The organism is Bacillus hominis (assembly GCF_018332515.1).
Taxonomy (GTDB): domain Bacteria; phylum Bacillota; class Bacilli; order Bacillales; family Bacillaceae_G; genus Bacillus_A; species Bacillus_A hominis.
Map to the genome: position 1 here is coordinate 1 of NZ_BOQD01000056.1, position 3,830 is coordinate 3,830.

At 37.8% G+C, this 3,830-nt stretch carries 3 protein-coding genes; all 3 read left to right on the forward strand.

Annotation, left to right across the window (positions count from 1 at the left end; all coding sequences use genetic code 11):
- The first annotated feature begins 231 nt into the window (after positions 1-231).
- Positions 232-1,380 (forward strand): citrate synthase, encoded by a 1,149-nt coding sequence (gene citZ / locus KI356_RS07615; RefSeq protein WP_002122976.1) that lies wholly within the window; start codon positions 232-234, stop codon positions 1,378-1,380.
- Positions 1,381-1,539: 159 nt separating this feature from the next.
- Complete coding sequence (gene icd, locus KI356_RS07620) at positions 1,540-2,832, forward strand: NADP-dependent isocitrate dehydrogenase (protein ID WP_002122975.1); 1,293 nt, start codon at positions 1,540-1,542, stop codon at positions 2,830-2,832.
- Positions 2,833-2,851: 19 nt separating this feature from the next.
- Positions 2,852-3,790 (forward strand): malate dehydrogenase, encoded by a 939-nt coding sequence (mdh, locus tag KI356_RS07625; RefSeq protein ID WP_212935160.1) that lies wholly within the window; start codon positions 2,852-2,854, stop codon positions 3,788-3,790.
- Positions 3,791-3,830: the final 40 nt, after the last annotated feature.

A 3,830-nucleotide genomic window follows, 5' to 3' on the forward strand; every position in this document is an offset into this window, starting at 1 on the left:
TGTTTTATGTTGTTTTTATCATAAAACTCTTCGGAATTCATTTTCCTCACTAACTTGTTGTTCTGAGCGTGAGGATTCGGGGAGACATTCACGCTCATGCTTTCCATGTAAGTAATGGACAATAAGAGGGGAACATCGTAACAAATTTGCATGAACGTGCATTTTGCTTGCCTAAAGAGTGAACGAGCGTTCATAATTTATAAGGGGAGCAAATAAATATAAGGAGCAAGGTTGGGAGAATTTTCAGGAAAAGGAGAGAATGTCATGACTGTTATTCGAGGTTTAGAAGGGGTAGTAGCAACAACATCATCTGTGAGCTCTATTATTGATGATACATTAACTTATGTTGGGTATAATATTGATGATTTAGCTGAGAATGCTACGTTCGAAGAAGTAGTGTACTTATTATGGCACCGCAAACTTCCTAACGAAAAAGAACTAGCGGAATTTAGTGAAACTGTATCTGAATACTATAAAGTACCAGGTGAGATTTTAACGTATTTGAAACAAGTAGATTTAAAAGTCGCACATCCGATGTCGGTTTTACGAACTGCGATTTCCATGCTATCATTATACGATGAGAGCGCTGAAATAATGGATGGAAAGTCTAATTATTTGAAAGCGGTTAAATTACAGGCTCAAGTAGGAACTTTAATTGCGGCTTATGCAAGAATTCGCAAAGGGTTAGATGTTGTTGAGCCAAGAAAAGATCTATCATTAGCTGCAAACTTCTTGTACATGTTAAATGATCGTGAGCCAAATGAAGTTGAAATTGAGGCTTTTGATAAGGCACTTGTACTTCATGCGGATCATGAGTTAAACGCTTCTACATTTACTGCACGTGTTTGCGTAGCTACACTTTCAGATGTGTATTCTGGTATTACAGCAGCCATCGGTGCATTAAAAGGTCCTCTTCACGGCGGAGCAAATGAAAATGTAATGAAGATGCTAACTGAAATTGGCGAAGAAGAAAATGTAGAATCATATATTCATAATGCTCTTCAAAATAAAGTGAAAATTATGGGATTTGGTCATCGCGTATATGAGCATGGTGATCCACGCGCGAAACACTTACGCGAAATGTCTAAGAGATTATGCGTGCTTTTAGGAGAAGACAAATGGTATAATATGTCTATCAAAATTGAAGACATTGTAACAAAAGAAAAAGGTCTTCCACCAAATGTTGATTTCTATTCAGCTTCTGTATACCATTGTTTAGGAGTTGACCATGACTTATTTACACCTATCTTTGCGATTAGCCGTATGTCAGGCTGGTTAGCTCATATTCTAGAACAATATGAAAACAACCGTTTAATCCGTCCGCGTGCTGATTATAATGGACCTACGCATCAAGTGTATGTTCCAATCGCACAACGATAAGTGAAAACACTATTTTGATAGTGAAAATACGCTTTCAAAAGTCTGATTTTTTCGGAAAGATATAATGATTAGAATATTTTAATTTGACTAACGGTTTGAACTGAGGGGTTACTCCCTCAGTTTCATACATATGAAATTTCAAACATGGGGGTTATCACATTGACGACAGGTGAAAAAATTACTGTAACTAATGGTGTTATGAATGTACCAAACAATCCGATTATTCCATTTATCGAAGGAGATGGAATTGGTCCTGATATTTGGGCGGCAGCATCTCGCGTAATAGAAGCAGCAGTTGAGAAAGCATATGATGGTGAGAAGAAAATCGTTTGGAAAGAAGTGCTTGCAGGGGAAAAAGCATTCAACCAAACAGGCGAGTGGTTACCAGAAGAGACTTTAAATTTAATTCGTGAATATTTAATCGCAATTAAAGGTCCACTTACAACTCCAGTTGGCGGTGGTATTCGTTCTCTAAACGTTGCGCTTCGTCAAGAATTAGATTTATATGTATGTCTACGTCCAGTTCGTTACTTTGAAGGTGTTCCTTCACCTGTAAAACGTCCGGAAGATACTGATATGGTTATTTTCCGTGAAAATACAGAAGACATTTACGCTGGTATTGAATATGCACAAGGTTCTCCAGAAGCGGAAAAAGTTCTTGCATTCTTAAAAGAAGCAATGGGCGTTAATAAAATTCGTTTCCCAGAAACATCAGGGATTGGTATTAAACCAATTTCAGAGGAAGGGACAAAGCGTCTTGTTCGCGCTGCGATTCAATATGCAATTAACGAAAAACGTTCTTCTGTTACATTAGTTCATAAAGGAAACATTATGAAATTTACAGAAGGTGCTTTCAAAAACTGGGGTTACGAAGTAGCTGAACAAGAATTTGGCGACAAAGTATTTACTTGGGCTGAATATGATCGTATCGTTGAAAAAGATGGTAAAGATGCAGCGAATAAAGCGATGGCAGAAGCAGAATCTGCTGGGAAAATCATCGTAAAAGATTCTATTGCAGACATCTTCTTACAACAAATTTTAACTCGTCCACGTGAGTTCGATGTTGTTGCAACAATGAACTTAAATGGAGACTATATCTCTGATGCACTTGCTGCACAAGTAGGTGGAATTGGTATTGCACCTGGTGCAAACATTAACTATGTGACTGGACATGCTATCTTTGAAGCTACACACGGTACAGCTCCAAAATATGCAGGTTTAGATAAAGTAAATCCATCTTCTGTTCTTCTTTCTGGTGTATTATTATTAGAGCACTTAGGATGGAACGAAGCTGCGAATTTAGTAACTGCTTCAGTTGAGAAAACAATTGAATCAAAAGTAGTAACTTATGATTTCGCACGCTTAATGGAAGGTGCAACAGAAGTAAAATGTTCTGAATTTGCTAATGAACTTATTAAAAACATGGATGTAGCGATAATCAAAAACGCATAATTAAAGCAGGGGGTAAATTATGACAATCAAACGCAAGAAAGTTTCAGTCATCGGTGCAGGATTTACAGGAGCAACAACAGCATTCTTATTAGCACAAAAAGAACTAGCAGATGTTGTATTAGTGGACATTCCACAGCTGGAAAATCCAACAAAAGGGAAAGCGTTAGATATGTTAGAAGCGAGCCCAGTACAAGGTTTTGATGCTAACATTATTGGTACATCTGATTACGCAGATACTGCTGATTCTGACGTCGTTGTTATTACAGCAGGTATTGCGCGTAAGCCTGGTATGAGCCGTGATGACTTAGTAGCAACAAACTCTAAAATTATGAAAAGTATTACGCGCGACATTGCAAAACATTCACCAAATGCGATTATTGTTGTATTAACAAATCCAGTTGATGCAATGACATATTCTGTATTTAAAGAGGCAGGATTCCCGAAAGAGCGTGTTATCGGTCAATCGGGCGTATTAGATACAGCTCGTTTCCGTACATTCATTTCACAAGAATTAAATCTTTCTGTGAAAGACATTACAGGATTTGTTCTTGGTGGACATGGTGACGATATGGTACCTCTTGTACGCTATTCCTATGCAGGTGGCATTCCGTTAGAAACGTTAATTCCAAAAGAGCGTTTAGAAGCAATCGTAGAACGTACACGTAAAGGTGGCGGCGAAATTGTAGGCTTATTAGGAAACGGTAGTGCATATTATGCGCCAGCTGCTTCTTTAGTTGAAATGACAGAAGCAATCTTGAAAGATCAACGCCGTGTATTACCTGCTATTGCATACCTTGATGGTGAGTATGGTTATAGTGACCTTTACTTAGGGGTACCAGTAATTCTAGGTGGTAACGGAATTGAAAAAATTATTGAATTAGAACTTCTTGAAGATGAAAAAGAAGCGTTAGATCGCTCTGTAGAATCTGTACGTAACGTTATGAAAGTTCTTGTTTAATAATTAAATATAAGCGGAAAAAGATTCGGGGCCCCGAATC

What these genes read in the sequence shown, in the direction of transcription:
- mdh (WP_212935160.1), top strand. Translation starts at nt 2,852, where the DNA reads ATGACAATCAAACGCAAGAAAGTTTCAGTCATCGGTGCAGGATTTACA.